Here is an 18,597-nt window from a genome sequence, read left to right as displayed (position 1 = left end):
GGAACGGGCCGCCCGCGACACGAGCGGGCTCACGCCGTCACCCTAGGCACTGGGGGTTACGCACCCATCACCCGCGCGTTTCTGCTGTGTTTCGCCACGGCTACGCTCGTCCCCGTGAGCGAGCCGACCTCCTATCCCGGATCGTCCTGGGGCCTGCCGCCGCAGGGGCCGGGATCGATGGCGGGATTCGGTCGCCGCCTAGTCGCCATCGCGATCGACTGGGGACTGTGTCAGTTCGTCGCCATCGCTCTGCTCGCGGACGCGTGGGGTTCCGGGGGCGCCGCGTCGTTCCTTCCCCTGGCCATCTTCGCGGTCGAGAACATCCTGCTGGTCAGCACCCTCGGCTTCACCATCGGGCACCGCATTCTCGGCCTGCAGGTGGTGCGGCTCGAGCTCGACGACCCGACGCGACCCTCGGCCTGGCTGGCCGGGATCCCGGGCCCGCGGGCCGCGGTCGTCCGCACGCTGCTGCTCTGCCTGGCGCTGCCCGCCCTGCTCACCGCCCCGGACGGGCGGGGATGGCACGACCGGCTGGCGGGGACGATGATCCTGCGGCGTCCCGAGGCTCGCTGAGAGCCGGATAGAGACACCGGCCCGTCGGTCAGCGCCCCCGCATCGACTTGCGGTCCACCCGTGCCTTGCGCGGGTCCATCCCGGCAGGCACCGCGGGCTTGCTCATGCTGATGGCCTTGAGGCGTCGTTGCACCGCGATCGCCTCGTCCTTGCTGATCTTCTTGTCCAGCTTGTTCATGGTCTGGACCAGCTTGGACAGTCGCACCTCGCCCTCGCCTTGCCCCACCCGCAGGACATGGACCGGCACCATGTCGCCGGTGGCGCGCACCGCGCGACGCTTCTCAGCGGTCGCCAGGCGCGCGGCAGGGCCCTTGGGTCCCTCGCTGACCAGCACCACCCCCGGGCGGCCGACCGCGCGGAAGATCATGGCGGCGTTGTGCAGGTCACGCATGCCACGAACCTTCCCGCCGGACTCCGCGGCCACCGGTTCCTTGTCGTAGAACCAGCCCCGCCGCAGCGATCCCAGCACCGCCCCGGTGGCACCCGGCTGACCCTCGATCTGCTTGAAGGCGGCCTTCTCGGCCCGCCGGGTCAGCACGATCAACGCCGCCAGGAGCGCGGTCGGCACGCCAAGCAGGGCGAAGTAGACGACCTGGTCGAAATACCAGCCCGCGAGCAGGGCGACCAGGATCACGGCGAGGAAGGCCAGGGCCATCCACCAGACCGCCGAGGGGTCGTTGCGGCGGGTCATCGCGAAGACGTCGCGCATCTGCTTGATGCGGCCGGTCTTGTTCTTGTTCTTCGAGCGGCGCCGCCCGAAGCGCCGGCGGGAAGCGTCCTGCGGGCGCGGGGAGTCCTTGGTCGAACGGGCCATGGTGCTCAGGATACGGGGGTGACGCGGCGTCCGACCAATGCCGCTGCCTCCTGGCGGGCAGGGGCGTCAGCCTTCTGCGCCAGATGCTCCAGATGGGGCGGCACAGGACGGCCGGTGTGACGCATCGCCTGGGCCCAGAGCCGGCCCGCCCGGTAGGAGCTGCGCACGAGTGGGCCGGCCATCACACCGTGGTAACCGAGGTCCTTGGCGACCTCGCTCCAATGGACGAACTCCTCGGGCTTGACCCACCGCTCCACCGGGTGGTGTCGGGGTGAGGGGCGCAGGTACTGGGTGATGGTGATCAGGTGGGTCCCGGCGTCGTACAGATCGCGCAGCGCCTGCTCGACCTCGTGCTCCTCCTCACCCATCCCCAGGATCAGGTTGGACTTGGTCACCAGGCCGGCGTCCCGCCCCATGGTGATGACGCTGAGCGAGCGCTCGTAGGTGAAAGCCGGCCGGATGCGCTTGAAGATGCGCGGCACCGTCTCCACGTTGTGCGCGAAGACTTCCGGGGCTGCCTCGGTCACCTGGCCGACCAGCTCCGGGATCGCATTGAAGTCCGGGATGAGGATCTCCACCCCCGTGCCGTGGTTCAGCTCGTGGATCGCCCGGATGGTCTCGGCGTACAGCCACGCGCCACCGTCGGCAAGGTCGTCGCGCGCGACGCCGGTGACCGTCGCGTAGCGCAGCTGCATCTGCGCGACCGACTCGGCCACCCGTCGCGGCTCGTCGGCATCGAAGTCGGCCGGCTTTCCGGTGTCGATCTGACAGAAGTCGCAGCGACGCGTGCACTGCTCGCCGCCGATGAGGAAGGTGGCCTCGCGGTCCTCCCAGCACTCGAAGATGTTGGGGCACCCCGCCTCCTGGCAGACCGTGTGCAGCCCCTCACCCTTGACCAGCGAGGTCAGGGCGCGGTACTCCGGCCCCATCTTCGCCGTGGTGCGGATCCACTCCGGCTTGCGCTCGATGGGTGTTTCGCTGTTGCGCGCCTCCACGCGCAACAGCCGACGTCCCTCGGGTGCGACGGTCACGTATGCCTCCCACGTCGATGCGGTGCTGCGTTCGAACTGAGCTGTCCGGTCAACGTCAGCCGGCCCCAGGGTATGCCGACACCTGGGGGCTGAGGACCCGGCCGAGGTGGTGCTCGACCAGCGGCACCACCTCGGCCACCGGCACGGGCCGGCGCAGCTCCTCGGACAACGACGTCACCCCGGCGTCGGCGATCCCGCAGGGAATGATCGGGCCGGCCCATGACAGGTCGCAGTCACAGTTCAGGGCGAAGCCGTGCATGGTGACGTCCTGGCTGACGCGGATACCGATAGCACCGATCTTGCGGTCCGGGCCGCGTGCGTCGGCGGTGACCCAGACGCCGCTGCGTCCTTCGACCCGGGTCACCGTCGAACCCAGATCGGCGCACACCCCGATCATCATGTCCTCGAGCCGGCGCACGTGGGCGACCACGTCGACGGGGGAGGGGAGCCGCACGATGGGGTAGCCGACCAGCTGGCCGGGCCCGTGCCAGGTGATCTTGCCCCCGCGGTCGACGTCGATGACCGGAGTGCCGTCGCTGGGCCGCTCATGGGGCTCGGTGCGCTTGCCCGCCGTGTAGACCGCCGCGTGCTCCATCAGCAGCACAGTGTCCGGGCTTTGACCGGCCACCACCTCTGCGTGAACCGCTCGTTGCCGGTCCCAGGCGAGCTGGTAGTCCACCGGGTCAGGGGAGTAGCCCAGGTGCTCGACGTGCATCCCACCAGCCTACGGCCGGGGGCCTGTGGATAACGTCGGAGGGGTCAGGACGGGGTCCGGCACAGTGTGGCCATGACCCGCGAGGCCGATATCGACCCCGACCTTCGACGGCCGATGCCGAGCGCCGAACCGCCGGTGGTGCCCGGGTACGAGCTCAGCGTTGCCGGCCGGCCGGTTCGTCCGGCTCCGGGGGTGTACCGGTGGCGTGCGCGCCGCCGAGCGGACGGGCTCGAGGTCGCGGTCACCTGTCTACGCCTGCCGACGGCCCCGCAGGCGTACGCGGCGGCGACGAAGCTGGCCACGACGCTGTCCCGTGTGCACCATCCGCACGTGGTTCCGGTGCGCGACATGGTGTCCTGGCCACCGCAGAGGCAGGAGCGCTTCGGGCTGGCGCTCATCACGCCGGGTGACGAGGCCGAGAGCCTCGACTCGGTGCTCCGGCGCCGTGGCGCGTTGCCCGCTGGGCAGGCCATCAGCGTGCTGTGCCCGGTGGCCGAGGCGCTGCAGGCCCTGCACGAGCACGGGATCGTGCACGGCGCCCTGACCTCGAGCTGCGTGCATCTGCGCCGAAGCGGAATGCCGATGGTCGCCGACGCCGGCGCCCACGTGTGCACCGGCCAGAGCCCGAGCCCGACGTGGGTGCGGGAGGGCTACGTCGCCCCGGAGGTGCTCGAGGGCTTCCCCGTGACGCCGCAGTCGGATGCCTATGCCCTGGCCGCCCTGGTGTGGAACACGCTGCACGGGCAGGCGCCGACGAGGGCTGGAGGCGGGTCGCACGCGGAGGCTGGCGCCGAAGACGGCCCCGCGGCGGCCACGCTGCCCGCCTGGCTGCCCGAGATGCTCCGCCACGGGCTCGGGTCCGACCCGGAGGCCCGCCCCAAGGTGCAGGAGTGGCTGGAGGCCCTACCCAGGCTGGGCTCCCCGGCGCCGGTGGACCTGCTGGTCGACATGGCTGACGAGCTGCCCCGTCGTCTGCGCGCCTGGGCTCGGCAGTCACCCCGACCGGACGGGTCGGACCCTGACACCTCGCCACGCCGGCACCGGTCGGCCGGCCGACGACTCCGCGCACGTCGGGGGTCCGGGCCGGGTCCGGTGACCGGGCAGACGCCCGCGGCCGCGCGAGGGATCCCCCTGACGCTGCGGCTCCGGGTGGCTGTGACCTTGCTCATCATGGCGGCCGTGGTCGCGGCCGCCGCCGTGCTGGTGCGTTCGCTGAGCTCGGTCTCGGCGGCCGTGCCGGAAGAGAGCGCGAGCGCGACCGCCGCGCAGGGCCGCAAGCCCACACCCTCACCGCCTGCCGCACGCGAGCAGACCGCACCCGAGTCAGCCTCCACGGCTGGGCCGAAGAGCCCTTCGGACGTGCTTGCCACGGTGCAGTCGTTGCTGGACGCGCGTGGCCGGGCCTGGGAGTCGGGCTCGGTCGCTGACCTCGAAGGCGCCTCCCTCGTCGGGTCCCCGGCGTGGCAAGCGGACCACGAGGACCTTCAGGCGGCCCTGGACGAGCGGCTCGACTTCACCCGCGTTCGCTTCCGGGCCGGCGAGGCCAGGGTGGTCTCCTCCGCGACGGCGTCGCGTGCGGCCGACCACCCACCGGAGAAGCTGGTGCGTACCCGGGTGCGCCGCGGCACGGTGGAACTGCTCGACGCTCAAGGAGAGCAGCATCGCTACCCGGCCTCGACCGAGACCGTCCTGCTCACCCTGCGGCGCGGGGAAGAGGGGTGGCGCCTCTACGCCTGGGACTGATCCTCGACCGCCGCGAGCCAGGCCATAGCGGCGTCCAGATCTTCGTGGTCCCAGGAGAATCCGGCCTCGGTCAACACGATGGGCAAGGCGCGCTGGCTGCCCAGGATGTCGCCGGCCATCTCTCCCAGTGCGACCCGCAGCGCGATGGTGGGAGCCGGGAGGATGGCGGGCCGCTTGAGCTGCTCGCCCAGGGCCTTGACCACGTCGGCCTGGGGCTGCGGGGTCGGCGCAGCCAGGTTCACCGGCCCCGTGATACCCGGGCGGTCGATGAGGAAGATCAGCGCCCGGACCAGGTCGTGCAGCGTGATCCAGGCCCAGTACTGCTTGCCCGACCCCAACGGCCCGGCCAGGCCGAACTTGGCCAGCGGGAGCATCCGCGCCATCGCCCCACCCCCGGGCCAGAGCACGATGCCCGTGCGTGCCAACGCCACCGAAGCCCCAGCCTGGCGCGCACGCCAGGTGGCGGCTTCCCAGTCGCGGCACACCTCGGCCAGGAAGCCCTCGCCCAACCCGGACTCCTCGGTGAGCACATCGTCGCCGCGGCTGCCGTAGTAGCCGATGGCCGAGCCTGAGACCAGCCGGGCGGGCTGCGGCATCTCGGCCACCGCGGCGCAGATGGTCTCGGTGCCCTCGATCCGGGAGCGCCGTATCTCCTCCTTGTAGCTCGCGGTCCAGCGGTGGTCCCCGATGCCGGCGCCGGCCAGGTGCACCACGACATCTACCCCGTCCAGCGCGTGCGGATCGATATGGCGCTCCGACGGCGACCACTGTCGCTCTTCGACCCCGTCGGGCAGACCGTCGACGCTCGGCTCGCGCCGCACCAGGTGGACGACTCTGTCTCCGCGCTCTCGCAGGCGCGCGGACAAAGCGGACCCGATCATGCCCGAGGACCCGGTGACGGCCACCAGACGTGGGCTATCGGAGCTCGAACTCATCAACTCGTTCCCTTCGTTGCCCCCGCAGCGAGGCGGCGCTCAGACCTCGAACGACGCTTCTTCCAGGCGTGCCTTGATCGTGGACAGGAACCGTGCGGCGTCGGCGCCGTCGACGATGCGGTGGTCATAGGTCAACGCCAGGTAGACCATGGACCGCACCGCGATGCTCTCCCCGCCGTCGGCGTCCGCGACCACGACCGGTCGGCGCACGACCGCGCCGGTCCCGAGGATGCCGACCTGCGGCTGGTTCAGGATCGGCGTGTCGAACAACGCGCCCCGGCTGCCCGTGTTGGTCAGCGTGAAGGTGCCGCCGCCCAGCTCCTCGGGGCTGATCTTGTTCGTACGCGTGCGCTCGGCCAGGTCGGCGATCTTGCGCGCGAGGCCGGCGATGTTCAGGTCGCCGGCCTCTTTGATCACCGGGACGATCAGTCCCTTCTCGGTGTCGACGGCGATCCCCAGGTTCTCCTGCGCGTGGTAGGCGATCTGGTCCTCGTCGATGCTGGCGTTCACGTTCGGATGCTGCTTCAGCGCTTCGACCGCGGCCAGGGCGAAGAAGGGCATGAAGGAGAGCTTCACGCCCTCGCGGGCCGCGAAGTCGTCCTTGACCGCGGCGCGGAGCCGGGCGACCTTGGTGACGTCGACCTCCACCACTGTGGTCAGCTGGGCGCTGACCTGCAGTGACTCGACCATGCGGGTCGCGATGACCTTGCGCAGCCGAGACATCTTCTCGGTGGTGCCCCGCTTGGCTGCGGCCTCCTCGCTCGGACCGCCGCTCGACGGCACGGGGGCGCTGGACTCCTGCGCCGCAGGCTCCGGCTCACCCTCGGGCTCCGCCTCGGCCTCCTGCGCCTTCTTCGCCGCCTCCAGCACGTCCTGCTTGCGGATGCGGCCTCCGACTCCGGTGCCCTCGAGGGACTCGAGGTCGACGTCGTGCTTGGCGGCCAGCTTGCGCACCAGGGGCGTGACGTAGGCACCGACGTCCGAGGAGCCGCCCGTGCTCGACTCCTGTTCTGGGGAGCCGGACGATCCCGAGGAGCCCGCTTCGGTTCCCTCGCCGCCCTCCTCAGCGCGCTGGCCGCCGGAGTCGGCGTCGTCGGCCGTCGACCCGCCCTCGTGCTCGCCCGAGCCCTGGGACTCCTGTTCGGACTCCTCGTGCAGCTTCTGCTCCGAGGCCAGGTCCCCGTCGTCGTCCTGCGACTCGTCGTCTGCTTCGTCCTGCGCGCCGGCGTCGTCGGCTTCCGCGGCCTCGTCCGTGCCGGACTGCTCCTGCTCACCCGAGCCCGAGGAGCCTTCCTCGCCCCCGATGACCGCGAGCTCGCCACCGACCTCCACGGTGTCGTCCTCCGCGGCGAGGACCTTGGTCAGCTTGCCCGCGACCGGGGACGGGATCTCGGTGTCCACCTTGTCCGTCGACACCTCGAGCAGCGGTTCGTCGACCTCGACGTCATCGCCCTCCTGCTTCAACCACCGGGTGACGGTCCCCTCGGTCACCGACTCGCCGAGGGCGGGCATGGTCACGGTCTCGCCCTCCTGCGAGCCTGACCCGGCCGAGGCCTGCTCCTCCTGCGCGCCGGAGTCGTCGGTCCCGTCCGCCTGCTGGTCGTCCTCCTCATCCTCGTCACCAGCGGCGTCATCGGCGTCCCCGTCTCGCTCGTCCTGCTCGCCGCTGCTGTCCGAGGTGTCCTGCTCCTCGGTGCTGTCGGAGGTGTCCTCCTCCGTGTCGCCGCTGTCCTGACCGCTGCCCCCGTTGTCCGACCCGTCTCCGATCACGGCGAGGTCCGCACCGACCTCGACGGTGTCGTCCTCCTCGGCGAGGATCTCCTGCAACGTGCCCGCCACGGGAGAGGGGATCTCGGTGTCCACCTTGTCGGTCGAGACCTCGAGCAGTGGCTCGTCCACCTCCACCTCGTCGCCCACGCTCTTCAGCCATCGGGTGACCGTGCCTTCGGTCACAGACTCACCCAAAGCAGGCATGCTCACGCGTTCTGACATCTCTGGAATCTCCTCGTCCGGGGTCTTGGCAGTCTAGTTGTGTGGGTGGGGTTTGTGCAGGCAGTCAGGTGTGGGAGTGAAGCGGCTTACCCGCAAGGGCGAGGTGGGCCTCGCCGAGAGCCTCGTTCTGGGTGGGATGGGCGTGGACCAGGGCCGCGACCTCGTCGGGCAACGCCTCCCAGTTCACGATGAGCTGAGCCTCACCGGACTGTTCGGCCAGCCTGGCCCCGATCATGTGCACCCCTACGACCGGGCCGTCGCGATGGCTGCGCACCACCTTGACGAAGCCGCTGGTGCCCAGGATCTGTGACTTGCCGTTGCCTGCCAGGCTCAGCTCACGGACGTCCGCCGCCTCGTAGGTCTGCCGAGCCTGCTCCTCCGTGAACCCGACCGAGACGATCTCGGGTGCGCAGTAGGTGATGCGGGGGATGCCCTGGTCGCGCACGGGGACGGGCGCCAGCCCCGCCACCTCCTCGGCCACGAAGATGCCGTGCGCGAAGCCCCGGTGGGCCAGCGCTGGGCCCGACACCAGGTCACCGACCGCGAACACCCCGTCGAGACTGGTGCGCAGCCGGTCGTCGGTCACCACGAAGCCGTGGTCCGTCTCGACTCCGGCTTCGGCGTATCCCAGACCTGCGGTCAACGGGTCACGCCCCAGTGCCACCAACACGAGATCGCCCTCGAGCCGGTCACCGTCGCTGAGCTCGACGGTCGCGACGCCGTCCTTCTCGTGCACCCCGACCACGCGCACCTCGGTACGCACGTCGATCCCTCGGGCGCCGAACGCGCGTGCCAGCGCCGCGCTGACCGCGGTGTCCTCGGCGGCAACCAGCCGGTCCAGAGCCTCCACGATGGTGACCTCGGCGCCGAAGGAACGGTAGATCGAGGCGAACTCCACCCCGATGACGCCGCCGCCCAGGATGACCGCATGTGTGGGGACACGGTCGAGCAGCACCGCCCCCTCACTGCTGACCACCGGGTCCTTCAGGTTGACGCCCGGCAGATGGCGCGGGGCGGAGCCGGTGGCCAGCACCACGTGTCGTCCGCGCACGGTACGACCGTCGACCTCGACGCTGCTGGCGTCGACCAGCCGACCCTGGCCTGCGATGTAGTCCACCCCGCTCGCCCCGACCAGCCCGCGCAGCCCATGGTGCAACCGCCGGACGACACCGTCCTTGTAACGGTTCACCGCGGGCATGTCCACGCCGAGAAGCTCGGCTCGGACCCCGAACCGGTCCGCCGTGCGAGCCGCATCGGCCACCTCGGCCGAGTGCAGCAGTGCCTTGGTGGGGATGCAGCCACGGTGCAGGCAGGTTCCGCCCAGCAGTGACCGCTCGACCAGCGCGACCGTCAGCCCCAGCTGCGCGGCGCGGAGCGCGCAGGCGTACCCGCCGCTACCAGCCCCCAGGACGACGATGTCGTAGGTCGTAGGGGACACGGCTGACGACATACGGGCATCTTGTCACTGTCGGCAGGCCCGCGTGACAACCTCGCCGACCCAGCGAGCGGCAAGGTGCTTGGTCTAGCCTGCTTCGGTATGACGTGGTGGAGACGCAGACGTGGTGCGCGAGCCGCTGGGTCCTCCGGCGGCGACGGCTCGGCGTGGGGAGGCCGCACCGACGGGCCCGACATGACGGTCGACCTCGCTGCGGTGCGCACCTACGCCCAGGAGTTCAACGCCACCCGGCGCGGGGTGGAGGGGTACGTCGAACCTGCCACCAACATCAGCACCACGACCCTGGTCCTCATCGCCCACGACGGGGAGTGGACCAGGCGCGCGGTGGGTAGCCCTCAGGCCGGCTTCCGCCTGTGCCGTGAGCTTTCCATCCCCGTGTACGACGTGAACCAGACGGGCTACCCCAACCGCATGCGCGAGTGGTCCCGCCGACAACGCGGTCGCTGAGCCACGAAATTCGCTGGGCAAGGGTCGGCGAGCCTGCCAGGGTGGGTTGGACCGACACCCGGTAGGAGGACCGTATGCCATCCACGTCCACGATGCCGCCAGCAGGCGATGAGTCGTCCGACTCCGCCGAGGTCAAGCGCAAGTTCCGTCAGGCCCTGGCCAACAAGCACCCGCACGGAGGCACCGATGTCTCCGGCACGTCGGAACACGGGAAGGTCGCCGGCACGCGCGCAGCCAAGACCAGCGGGGCTCAGCAGATGTTCCGGCGCAAGAGCGGCTAGCCGGAGAACGACCGGGCCAGCTCGATCAAGGTGCGTACTCCGGCGCCGGTGCCGCCCTTGGGCGTATAGCCCCGTGCGGACCCGTCGTTGAAGGCGGGTCCGGCGATGTCCAGGTGCGCCCACGGCAGCACGGCGCCGTCGACGCTCTTGCCTACGAACTCCGCCAGGAAGGTGGCTGCCACCATCGCGCCACCCTCCCGTTCGCCCGTGTGCTTCAGGTCGGCCACGGGGGAGTCCATCGTGCTGCGGATCTCCTCGACCAGGGGAAGGGGCCAGGCCGCCTCACCGGCGCGTTTCGCGCCGCTGAGGACCTTGTCGATGAGCTCCTCGTCGTTGCCCATCACCCCGAAAGTCCGGTTGCCCAGGGCGATCATGCAGGCGCCGGTGAGGGTGGCGATGTCCACCACGGCATCGGGGCGCTGCTCGCCGGCGAGAGCCAGGCCGTCGGCCATGACCAGCCGCCCTTCAGCGTCGGTGTTGATGATCTCCACGGTCCGGCCGCCTCGCATGGTCACCACGTCTCCCGGACGCTGCGCCAGGTCGCCGGTCATGTTCTCGGCCAGACAGAGGTAGCCGGTGACCGCCACCGGGAGGTCGAGGTCGGCGATGGCCTGCACCGCGGCCGCGACGGCGGCCGCCCCGCCCATGTCGCACTTCATGGTGACCATGCCCGTGGCCGGCTTCAGGCACAGCCCTCCGGAGTCGAAGGTGATGCCCTTGCCGACAAAGGCCAGCGAGGCCTGCGCCCGTCTCGGCCGGTAGGTCAGGGTGACCAGACGGGGCCCACGTCCCGAGCCCTGGCCCACACCCAGTAGGCCACCGCACCCTTCGGCCTCCAGACGCTCCGGGTCCCATACCTGCACCGAGACCTTCTTCGAGGACCGGCGTGACACCGAGGTGGCGAACGACTCCGGGTAGAGCGCGTTGGGTGGGGTGTTGACCAGGTCGCGCGCGTAGTCCATCGCGCCGGAGACGACCTCGAGCCTGCGGCCCAGCTCACGCCCCTGTCGCGAGCCGGCCTTGACCCCGGCCAGGACCACCTCGCCCAGAGGCGCCTTGGCCTTCTCCGACTTGCCGAGCCCGAAGTAGGTCTGGAAGGCGTAGCTGCCGAGGAGGGCGCCCTCGCCGACGGCTTCGGCCAGCTCGGGGGGTCCCATCGCGAAGACGGCGCGCTCCTTGCCGGCCAGAGCGCGAGCGGCCACTCCCGCGGCTCGGCGCATGCGTTCGGCCTCGTCCGGCCCACTCACCCCCGGCCGCGGGGCGTCGGGGCCGGTTCCGACCACCAGCACCAGCGGCGCGCTCACCTTGCCGATCTCGGTGAGTCGCACCACCTCGTCCGCCCGGCCTTCGGCCCCCCAGACCGCAAGGGCCTGGCTGACCGCGCCGGTCACCGCGCGGGGCAGGTGCGCGACCTCGACGAGCTCGGCGGTGCCGTCGACGGAGCGTGTGGCCAGCACGAGGGCGTCGGCGCGGACCGACGACGCTCGCGCCGACGTCACCGAGACGGCTGTGCGCTTGGTGGGCATAGTCGGATGTCCTCCACGGATGACGATGTGCTGACGAGGCGTGCTTCCGCGACCCTAGCCGAGCGGTGAACCAGGCGGGAGCCGAGCGGTGAGCCAGGCGGGCTCCGCCTCGGCGCTACAGTCGGGCCCATGAGTGAACCCGGCTCCAGGACATCTCCCCTGCACACGATCCACGTCGAGCTCGGCGCCAAGATGGCCGACTTCGGGGGGTGGTCGATGCCGATCGAGTACCCGGGCGGGGGAGTGGTGGCCGAGCATAAGGCGGTGCGCGAACGGGTGGGCATGTTCGACGTCTCCCACCTGGGCAAGGCGATGGTCCGGGGGGAGGGTGCCGCCGACTATGTCAACTCTGCTCTGACCAACGACCTGCGGCGAATCGGTCCTGGTCAGGCGCAGTACACCATGTGCTGCAACGCCGACGGTGGGGTGGTGGACGACCTCATCGTCTATCTCGTCAGTGAGCAGGAGGTCTTCCTGATCCCGAACGCGGCCAACACCTCCGGGGTGGTGGCCGCGCTGGCCGAGTCGGCCCCCGCCGGGATCGAGGTGCAGGACGCCCACGTGGACTACGCGGTCATCGCGGTGCAAGGCCCCGACAGCCCCCAGGTGGTGGGCAGTCTCGGGCTGCCCACGGACCACCCGTTCATGTCCTTCGTCCAGACCCGGTGGCAGGGAGTCCCGGTGTGGGTGTGTCGCACCGGCTACACCGGAGAACGCGGCTACGAGCTCCTCCCGCGCAGCCAGGACGCCGCCGCGCTGTGGACGGCGCTGATGGGGGCCTTGAAGGAGCACGACGGCAAGCCGTGCGGGCTCGGAGCCCGGGACACGCTGCGCACCGAGATGGCCTACGCACTGCACGGGCAGGACCTCAGCCCGCAGATCACGCCGGTCATGGCACGAGCCGGGTGGGCGGTCGGCTGGGACAAGCCCGCCTTCTGGGGCAAGGAGGCCCTGAGCGGCCAGCGTGCCGAGAAGAGCGGTCCGTTGGCGCGGGGCCTGCTCGTCACCGGCCGGGGCATCCCCCGGGCCGGATGCACGGTCTCCTCGGCCGGGGGAAAGGACGTGGGCACGGTGACCTCCGGCACCTTCTCGCCCACGCTGAAACAGGGGATCGCGCTGGCGCTGCTCGACCGCGGCACCACCGTGGGCGACGAGGTCAGTATCGACGTCCGCGGACGAGCAGTGCCGGCCGAGGTCGTCGCTCCACCGTTCGTCCAGGCCAAGACCACGGACTAGCGCAGAAGGCCGCGGAGAGGCCGACGTTCCCTCCTTCGCGCGCGGCCTCTAGGCTCGGCGCATGGTCAGCGCGCACTCATGGCGGTTTCTCGACGCCTCAGGCGAGGAGGTGCAGGACGTGGGCATGAGCGGCCTGAGCTTTCCCACCCAGGCCGAGGCCGAGGCCTGGATGGGGGAACAGTGGCCCACGCTCGCCGACGCGGGCGTGGAGGCCGTCACCCTGGTGCGTGACTCCGAGGTGGTCTACGGCCCGATGAGCCTGTCCCCGTAGGCCTGACGCGATACCGGCGCGCTTGCGGCTTGGGGCGGAGCTCAGCGACAGGGCCGGACAGCAGCGGTCAGCGTCGGCGCAGCGGCTCGCCGCGCTGCACCTGTGGCCGCGGTACCCGTGACATGCGCATCTGGAAGGAGCGTAGGACGACGTACAGGCCCGAGCGTGGCGCCGGCTCGGTCCCGAACTCCTCGAAGAACGACTTGCGCGTGCGCCGCCACAGCCACACGGCGTCGAACAGGCCGAAGAAGATCAGCCCGTACGCACCGGCGAACATCGCCAGCTGGACACCGGGAACGTTGATCAGCGACGCGGCCAGGATGATGAGCATGGTCGGCAGCAGGACCTCGCCGATGTTCCAGCGCCGGTCCACGGCGTCGCGGAGGTAGCGACGCTGCGGGCCGCGGTCACGCGCGGGGAGGTACTTCTCCTGGCCGCGCAGCATGCCATCGCGCGCGACCGCGCGATCCCGCTTGCGCTTCAGCTTCTCCTCGCGCGAGGCACCTCGGGTGTCGGCCACCAGGGGGCGGCGGCGGGCGGCCTGGGCTTCCCGCCTCTTCGGGGTGGGACGGCCCTTGCCGCCCACAGAGTCGGTCGTCTCGGTGTGCACGGCCGCCGCATGCTCCTCGGCGGCTTCGGGCTTCTTGAACAGGGGCACCCCACTACTGTAGGGGCAACGCGGGGGACCGATAGCCTCGTGAGCATGAGCGAACGACTCGAAGAGCTCCGCGAGCGCGTCTCGGTCCTCATGCCGCAGGTGCGCCACGACCTGGAGCGTCTGGCGAGGATCCCCTCGGTGTCGTTGTCCTCCTTCGACCCCGAGCACGTGGAGGACTCCGCCCACGCGGTGGCCGACCTGCTCCGAGCCGAGGGCATGACCGTGCAGGTGGTGCGGGAAGGGGGCCACCCGGCCGTGATCGGCCACCTGGAGGGCCCGGCGGACGCCCCCACGGTGCTGCTCTACGCGCACCACGACGTTCAGCCGCCCGGCGCGGACGAGGACTGGGACTCCCCGCCCTTCGAGCCGACCGAGCGGGGCCCTCGCCTGTTCGGCCGGGGCGTGGCCGACGACAAGGCCGGGGTGATGGCCCACGTCGCCGCCCTGCGGGCCCACCGGGGCCGCCCGCCGGTGAGCGTGACGGTCTTCGTGGAGGGCGAAGAGGAGACGGGGTCGGCCAGCCTGGCCCGCATCCTGTCGCGCTACCACGACGAGCTGGCCGCCGACGCGATCGTGCTGGCGGACTCGCACAACTGGCGGATCGGCGTGCCGGCCCTGACCACGACGCTGCGCGGCATGGTCCGCGTCACCGTCAGCGTGCGAGCCTTGGAGCACGGCGTGCACTCCGGGCTGTACGGAGGAGCCGTTCCGGACGGGTTGACCGCCTTGTGCCGGCTGCTGGCCACGCTGCACGACGAAGCCGGCGACGTGGCGGTGCCGGGGCTGCTCACCTCGACCGCCGCAGACCTGGACTACACCGAGGAGGACCTGCGACGTGACTCCTCACTGGCCGAGGGGGTGCAGCCGATCGGGACCGGGTCGCTGCTGTCGCGGATGTGGACCCGCCCCTCGATGACGGTCATCGGCATCGACGCGCCCGGCGTCGAGGAGGCCGCCAACCTGCTCACGGCGGTCGGCCGGGCCAAGCTCTCGATGCGGGTCCACCCCGACGAGGACCCGGCGGTCGCCTACGAGGCGCTGCGAGCCCACCTGACGAGCCACGCGCCGTGGGGGTGCCAGGTCGAGGTCACGCCGGTGGACCACGGTGCCGGGTTCAGCGCCGATGTCGACGGCGAGATCGCGCTGCAGGCGCGGGCGGCCTTGGCCGACGCGTGGGGCACCGAGCCGGTCGACATCGGGGTCGGCGGGTCGATCCCCTTCGTCGCCAGCTTCGCGGAGCAGTACCCGGACGCGGCCATCCTGGTCACCGGGGTCGAGGACCCGGATACTCGCGCGCACGCTGCGAATGAGAGTCTTCACCTCGCCGAGTTCGAGAAGGTATGCCTGGCCGAGGCCGTGCTCCTCGACCGACTCGGCGCTCACGACCAAGGATGAGGAGAGCTTCGATGGCACAGGACTCGTACGTGCAGCCCAGCTTCAAGCGGGACACGAACTACATCTCGGACCGGATCACCGCCGACGGTGGAGACAACGGGTACGCCGTGGAGGCCGGCCGCTACCGGCTCGTCGTCGCCCGGGCCTGCCCATGGGCGCACCGCACGGTGATCTCGCGTCGGCTGCATGGTCTGGAGGACTCGCTGTCGATGGGCATCTGCGGGCCGGTACACGACGAGAACAGCTGGACCTTCGACCTGGACCCCGACCATCTGGACCCCGTGCTCCAGATCCCCCGGCTCAAGGACGCCTACGAGGCGCGACCGCAGGGCTACCAGCCCGGCGTGACGGTGCCGGCCGTGGTGGAGATCGAGTCAGGACAGGTGGTGACCAACGACTTCCGCCAGATCACGGAGGACTTCGCGACCCAGTGGACCAGCCTGCACCGCGAGGGCGCGCCCGACCTGTACCCGGAGGCCCTGCGCGAGGAGATCGACGAGGTCGCGGCGCCGATCTACCGGGACATCAACAACGGCGTGTACCGCTGCGGCTTCGCCGGCACCCAGGAAGCGTACGAGAAGGCCTACCACCGGCTCTTCGAGCGTCTGGACGCCGTCTCGCAGCGCCTGGAGACCCGCCGATACCTCGTCGGCGACCACATCACCGAGGCCGACATCCGGCTGTGGACCACACTGGTCCGCTTCGACGCCGTCTACCACGGCCACTTCAAGTGCAACCGGATGAAGCTCGCCGAGATGCCGGTGCTCTGGGCCTACGCACGTGACCTGTTCCAGACTCCCGGCTTCGGAGACACGGTCGACTTCGCGCAGATCAAGGCGCACTACTACGTGACCCACCGTGACGTGAACCCGACCGGGGTAGTCCCGATGGGGCCGGTGGCCCAGTGGTGGAACACCGAGCACCACCGCGATCAGCTCGGCGGGTCTCCCTTCGGCGACGGCACCCCTCCGCCTCCCCCGCCGGAGGATGAACGGGTGCCGGCCCTGTGAGCGACAGCAACACCGAGCGGGACCTGGCCGAAGCGACCTCGGAGGCCTCACTGCGCCGGACCATCGCACGGTCGGCCGAGATCGAGCGGGAGATCACGAACGACCCCAGCCCGTTCCGGGTCCTGACCGGCGACCGGCCGACCGGGAACCTGCACCTGGGCCACTACTTCGGCACGCTGGCCAGCCGGGTCGCCTTGCAGCAGCGGGGGGTGGAGACGTTCATCCTGGTGGCGGACTACCAGGTGATCGCGGACCGGGACGGGGTCGGGCCCCTGCAGGAGCGGGTCTACTCCCTCGTGGCGGACTACCTCGCCGCCGGGCTGGACCCGGAGCGGACTACCATCTTCGCGCACTCGGCGATCCCGGAGCTGAACCAGCTCATGCTGCCCTTTCTGTCTCTGGTGACCGAGGCCGAGCTGCGACGCAACCCCACGGTCAAGGCCGAGTCCGCGGACGCGGCAGGACGGCCGATGTCAGGCCTGTTGCTCACCTACCCGGTGCACCAGGCCGCGGACATCCTCTTCTGCCGGGCCAACCTCGTCCCCGTCGGCAAGGACCAGCTGCCGCACCTGGAGCAGGCGCGAGTCGTCGCACGCCGCTTCGACGAGAGGTTCGGGCGCGCCGTTGCCGACCATCCGGTGTTCCGGGCCCCCGAGGCCCTGCTGAGCCAGGCTGCCAACCTGCTCGGGACCGACGGAGCCAAGATGAGCAAGTCCAAGGGCAACGTCATCGAGCTGAGCATGGGCGCCGATGCGACCGCTGCCGCCCTGAAGAAGGCGGTGACCGACTCCGAGCGAACCATCACCTATGAGCCGCAGCGCCGCCCGGCGGTGTCCAACCTGGTGCTGCTGGCGGCGCTGGCCAGCGGGCGCGACCCGAACGATGTCGCGGCCGAGGTGGGCGATGGCGGGTCGGGGGCGTTGAAGAAGCTGGTGACCGAGACGGTGAACGAGCATTTCGCGCCCATCCGTGCTCGCCGGGCCGAGCTGAGCGCCGATCCCGGCTACCTGCAAGAGGTGCTGCGGCGGGGCAACGACCGCGCCCGGGCCATCGCCGTCACGACGCTGGACGACGTGCGCACCGCGATGCGCATGCGGTACTGAGCGGGAGGCGGTCGTGCGAGTGATCGTCGTCGGCGACCAGCCGGGCGCCGAACGAGCCTCGGCCCCGCGCGCCGCGGTCGCTCAGGGCTGGTCTCATGCCGCGCCCCACGACGAGGTCAGCGGCGTCACCCTCTCGGACGGCGGCAGCGGGTTCGTGGACGCCGTCAGTGTAGTGAGCGAGCGCACCGACCCTGTGGTCGTGCCGGGACCCTACGGCGGGTCGGTGCCGGCGCAGGTCGCCTGGCGAGGCGCGACGGCGTACGTCGAGGCGGCCCACGTGATCGGCCGGCACCTGACCGAGGTCGAGCGCCCGCCCCTGTCCGCCTCGAGCGCCGGCGTCGCGGAGCTGCTCATGACTGCTCGTGAGGCGGGGGCAGCGCGCATCGTCATCGGCGTGGGGTCCGACGTGGTCAGTCACGACGGCGGCCGCGGGCTGCTCGAGGCCCTCGGAGCAGGCAGCGACCTGACCGGCCTCCCCGAGGTGTGCCGCCAGTGGGCAGGGGTGTCTCTGGTGCTGGCAACGGCCTCGACGATGCCGTTGACCGGGTTCCACGGCGCCAGTGCCGCGCTGGTCACCGAACGAGGCGTCTCCGCGCGCGATGCCCAGGACCACGAAGCGCGGATGGGTCAGCTCACCGAGGTCGTCGACGCCGCGCTGAGCGAGTCGTCGAGGCCCACCACGGACCTGCTCTCCGGTACGCCTCGGCGCCGTGAACGTCAACCCGGCGCTGGTTCGGGGGGCGGGGTCGGCTACGCGTTGCAGATCCTGGGTGCGGCGACCGTGCCAGGGACCGCGCTCACGTTGGACGAGCTCGATCTCCGGCCGCGCCTGAGTGGTGCGCTGGTCGTGCTGACTACCGAGCGCTACGACTGGCGCAGTGTGGCCGACGGTGTGGTGGCCGAGGCTGCGAAGGCGGCCCTGGACGCGGCCGCGCCCACCGTCGTCCTGGCTCGAGAGGCGCAGGTCGGCCGGCGCGAGGGCATGTCGCTCGGCATCAGTGGTGCCTACGCCCGACGCTCCGGGGAGTCCTGGGAGGGCCTGGGCGCGCGTGTGGCCCGCACCTGGTCACCCCCTCCCGTCCAGCGGTTCGAGGAGCGGTAACCGCGACGTACCATGGGAACAACGTGGTCTTCGCGCGACGTTGACCCACCCGACGGCACGACCCCGAGAGGACAGGACCCTCGCCATGAGCGCTCAGGACACTGCGACCACCGAGGCGACCGCCGACCACGGCGTGCTCCTCACCGACCTGGCAGCGGGCAAGGTGAAGAGCCTGCTCGAGCAGGAGGGCCGCGACGACCTGAGGCTGCGCATCGGCGTCCAGCCGGGAGGCTGTTCCGGGCTCATCTACCAGCTGTACTTCGACGAGCGCACCCTCGACGGGGACCTGATGCGCGACTTCGAGGGCGT

Annotated in this window: 19 protein-coding genes; 11 read left to right on the top strand and 8 right to left on the bottom strand. The window is 71.0% G+C overall.

Annotated elements, in window-relative coordinates; genetic code table 11:
- Positions 1–114 precede the first annotated feature (114 nt).
- Complete coding sequence (locus tag VJ976_RS05995; protein WP_324099204.1) at positions 115–573, top strand: RDD family protein; 459 nt, start codon at positions 115–117, stop codon at positions 571–573.
- Between the two features lie 28 nt (positions 574–601).
- Here the strand turns inward: VJ976_RS05995 and VJ976_RS05990 are convergent, their stop codons facing one another.
- Genes VJ976_RS05990 through lipB form a run of 3 tightly spaced genes read right to left on the bottom strand, consistent with a single transcriptional unit; the run spans position 602 to position 3,133 of the window.
- Positions 602–1,387: a DUF4191 domain-containing protein gene (locus VJ976_RS05990; protein WP_324099203.1), complete on the bottom strand. Its 786-nt coding sequence runs from the start codon at positions 1,385–1,387 to the stop codon at positions 602–604.
- 5 nt (positions 1,388–1,392) lie between these two features.
- Positions 1,393–2,418 carry a lipoyl synthase gene (lipA, locus tag VJ976_RS05985; RefSeq protein WP_324099202.1) on the bottom strand — a complete coding sequence of 342 codons (1,026 nt, stop codon included), beginning with the start codon at positions 2,416–2,418 and terminating at the stop codon, positions 1,393–1,395.
- A gap of 55 nt (positions 2,419–2,473) precedes the next feature.
- The gene (gene lipB / locus VJ976_RS05980; protein WP_324099201.1) at positions 2,474–3,133 is read right to left on the bottom strand and encodes a lipoyl(octanoyl) transferase LipB; all 660 of its coding nucleotides are present in this window, start codon (positions 3,131–3,133) and stop codon (positions 2,474–2,476) included.
- 72 nt (positions 3,134–3,205) lie between these two features.
- On the opposite strand from lipB, the gene VJ976_RS05975 reads away from it, so the two are divergent.
- Positions 3,206–4,876, top strand: coding sequence for a serine/threonine protein kinase (locus VJ976_RS05975; protein ID WP_324099200.1), 1,671 nt, complete (start codon positions 3,206–3,208; stop codon positions 4,874–4,876).
- Here the strand turns inward: VJ976_RS05975 and VJ976_RS05970 are convergent.
- From VJ976_RS05970 to lpdA, 3 genes are all read right to left on the bottom strand, one after another.
- Entirely contained in the window at positions 4,861–5,811 is a 951-nt protein-coding gene (locus VJ976_RS05970) for a TIGR01777 family oxidoreductase (RefSeq protein ID WP_324099199.1), read from the bottom strand. The genes VJ976_RS05975 and VJ976_RS05970 overlap by 16 nt on opposite strands.
- A 39-nt stretch (positions 5,812–5,850) precedes the next feature.
- Entirely contained in the window at positions 5,851–7,803 is a 1,953-nt protein-coding gene (gene sucB / locus VJ976_RS05965) for a 2-oxoglutarate dehydrogenase, E2 component, dihydrolipoamide succinyltransferase (RefSeq protein WP_324099198.1), read from the bottom strand.
- Between the two features lie 64 nt (positions 7,804–7,867).
- Positions 7,868–9,253 (bottom strand): dihydrolipoyl dehydrogenase, encoded by a 1,386-nt coding sequence (gene lpdA, locus VJ976_RS05960; RefSeq protein WP_324099197.1) that lies wholly within the window; start codon positions 9,251–9,253, stop codon positions 7,868–7,870.
- An 87-nt stretch (positions 9,254–9,340) separates the two neighbouring features.
- On the opposite strand from lpdA, the gene VJ976_RS05955 reads away from it, so the two are divergent.
- Positions 9,341–9,706: a hypothetical protein gene (locus VJ976_RS05955; protein ID WP_324099196.1), complete on the top strand. Its 366-nt coding sequence runs from the start codon at positions 9,341–9,343 to the stop codon at positions 9,704–9,706.
- A gap of 74 nt (positions 9,707–9,780) precedes the next feature.
- Positions 9,781–9,987 carry a DUF5302 domain-containing protein gene (locus VJ976_RS05950; RefSeq protein ID WP_324099195.1) on the top strand — a complete coding sequence of 69 codons (207 nt, stop codon included), beginning with the start codon at positions 9,781–9,783 and terminating at the stop codon, positions 9,985–9,987.
- Here VJ976_RS05950 and VJ976_RS05945 read toward each other — a convergent pair.
- Positions 9,984–11,513, bottom strand: a complete 1,530-nt coding sequence (locus tag VJ976_RS05945) for a leucyl aminopeptidase (protein ID WP_324099194.1) — start codon at positions 11,511–11,513, stop codon at positions 9,984–9,986. The two genes, VJ976_RS05950 and VJ976_RS05945, sit on opposite strands and share 4 nt — an antisense overlap.
- 129 nt (positions 11,514–11,642) lie before the next feature.
- Between VJ976_RS05945 and gcvT the strand changes: the two genes are divergently transcribed.
- Both gcvT and VJ976_RS05935 read left to right on the top strand, forming a co-directional pair.
- Complete coding sequence (gene gcvT / locus VJ976_RS05940) at positions 11,643–12,749, top strand: glycine cleavage system aminomethyltransferase GcvT (RefSeq protein ID WP_324099193.1); 1,107 nt, start codon at positions 11,643–11,645, stop codon at positions 12,747–12,749.
- Positions 12,750–12,810: 61 nt separating this feature from the next.
- Complete coding sequence (locus VJ976_RS05935) at positions 12,811–13,020, top strand: hypothetical protein (protein WP_324099192.1); 210 nt, start codon at positions 12,811–12,813, stop codon at positions 13,018–13,020.
- Positions 13,021–13,087: 67 nt separating this feature from the next.
- On the opposite strand, the gene VJ976_RS05930 is transcribed toward VJ976_RS05935, so the two are convergent.
- The gene (locus VJ976_RS05930; protein ID WP_324099191.1) at positions 13,088–13,678 is read right to left on the bottom strand and encodes a DUF3043 domain-containing protein; all 591 of its coding nucleotides are present in this window, start codon (positions 13,676–13,678) and stop codon (positions 13,088–13,090) included.
- 45 nt (positions 13,679–13,723) lie between these two features.
- Between VJ976_RS05930 and VJ976_RS05925 the strand changes: the two genes are divergently transcribed.
- From VJ976_RS05925 to VJ976_RS05905, 5 genes are all read left to right on the top strand, one after another.
- Positions 13,724–15,073, top strand: a complete 1,350-nt coding sequence (locus VJ976_RS05925) for a dipeptidase (protein ID WP_324099190.1) — start codon at positions 13,724–13,726, stop codon at positions 15,071–15,073.
- An 11-nt stretch (positions 15,074–15,084) separates the two neighbouring features.
- Positions 15,085–16,083, top strand: a complete 999-nt coding sequence (locus VJ976_RS05920; protein ID WP_324099189.1) for a glutathione S-transferase family protein — start codon at positions 15,085–15,087, stop codon at positions 16,081–16,083.
- On the top strand, positions 16,080–17,186 hold the full coding sequence (gene trpS / locus VJ976_RS05915) for a tryptophan--tRNA ligase (protein ID WP_414693574.1): 1,107 nt from the start codon (positions 16,080–16,082) through the stop codon (positions 17,184–17,186). Before VJ976_RS05920 ends, trpS begins: the two co-directional genes overlap by 4 nt.
- A gap of 13 nt (positions 17,187–17,199) precedes the next feature.
- Positions 17,200–18,288: a glycerate kinase gene (locus tag VJ976_RS05910; RefSeq protein ID WP_324099188.1), complete on the top strand. Its 1,089-nt coding sequence runs from the start codon at positions 17,200–17,202 to the stop codon at positions 18,286–18,288.
- An 85-nt stretch (positions 18,289–18,373) separates the two neighbouring features.
- Positions 18,374–18,597 (top strand): HesB/IscA family protein (locus VJ976_RS05905; protein ID WP_414693573.1); only part of this gene is annotated, 224 nt, incomplete at its 3' end.

This window comes from Ornithinimicrobium sp., assembly GCF_035267225.1.
GTDB lineage: Bacteria > Actinomycetota > Actinomycetes > Actinomycetales > Dermatophilaceae > Ornithinicoccus.
This window is presented reverse-complemented; position numbering and strand designations above follow the sequence as displayed.

Bases quoted from the DNA above. Each gene is read 5' to 3' on its own strand.
- VJ976_RS05990 (WP_324099203.1), bottom strand. From the start codon at position 1,387: ATGGCCCGTTCGACCAAGGACTCCCCGCGCCCGCAGGACGCTTCCCGC.
- lipB (WP_324099201.1), bottom strand. From the start codon at position 3,133: ATGCACGTCGAGCACCTGGGCTACTCCCCTGACCCGGTGGACTACCAG.
- VJ976_RS05975 (WP_324099200.1), top strand. From the start codon at position 3,206: ATGACCCGCGAGGCCGATATCGACCCCGACCTTCGACGGCCGATGCCG.
- VJ976_RS05970 (WP_324099199.1), bottom strand. From the start codon at position 5,811: ATGAGTTCGAGCTCCGATAGCCCACGTCTGGTGGCCGTCACCGGGTCC.
- sucB (WP_324099198.1), bottom strand. From the start codon at position 7,803: ATGTCAGAACGCGTGAGCATGCCTGCTTTGGGTGAGTCTGTGACCGAA.
- lpdA (WP_324099197.1), bottom strand. From the start codon at position 9,253: ATGTCGTCAGCCGTGTCCCCTACGACCTACGACATCGTCGTCCTGGGG.
- VJ976_RS05955 (WP_324099196.1), top strand. From the start codon at position 9,341: ATGACGTGGTGGAGACGCAGACGTGGTGCGCGAGCCGCTGGGTCCTCC.
- VJ976_RS05950 (WP_324099195.1), top strand. From the start codon at position 9,781: ATGCCATCCACGTCCACGATGCCGCCAGCAGGCGATGAGTCGTCCGAC.
- VJ976_RS05945 (WP_324099194.1), bottom strand. From the start codon at position 11,513: ATGCCCACCAAGCGCACAGCCGTCTCGGTGACGTCGGCGCGAGCGTCG.
- gcvT (WP_324099193.1), top strand. From the start codon at position 11,643: ATGAGTGAACCCGGCTCCAGGACATCTCCCCTGCACACGATCCACGTC.
- VJ976_RS05935 (WP_324099192.1), top strand. From the start codon at position 12,811: ATGGTCAGCGCGCACTCATGGCGGTTTCTCGACGCCTCAGGCGAGGAG.
- VJ976_RS05925 (WP_324099190.1), top strand. From the start codon at position 13,724: ATGAGCGAACGACTCGAAGAGCTCCGCGAGCGCGTCTCGGTCCTCATG.
- VJ976_RS05920 (WP_324099189.1), top strand. From the start codon at position 15,085: ATGGCACAGGACTCGTACGTGCAGCCCAGCTTCAAGCGGGACACGAAC.